Source organism: Pseudoalteromonas rubra (assembly GCF_005887115.1).
GTDB lineage: Bacteria > Pseudomonadota > Gammaproteobacteria > Enterobacterales > Alteromonadaceae > Pseudoalteromonas > Pseudoalteromonas rubra_F.
Window position 1 is genome coordinate 1 of record NZ_PNCJ01000118.1, and the last position, 242, is coordinate 242.

Here is a 242-nt window from a genome sequence, read left to right on the forward strand (position 1 = left end):
CGATCTACTCGATTTAAAAGATGCTAAATATCAGCTAAAAGCACTTCTGCTGCGCAACAACATTAATTATGAAGGAACCGCCAATTGGTCACTCAAACATTTACGTTGGCTCACCGAATTAGTTCTGCCTCATCCTGCCCAACAAATTGTATTACAGGAATTTATTCAAACCATTAACGAACGCATAGCTCGCCTTGAACGTTTGGATAATGAACTTACGCACCATATTCATCAATGGCGCT

General features: G+C 40.1%; 1 pseudogene. It reads left to right on the forward strand.

Features of this window, described 5'->3' with window-relative positions:
- Positions 1 to 242, forward strand: a pseudogene (locus CWB98_RS23415) (IS110 family transposase); the annotation flags it as partial.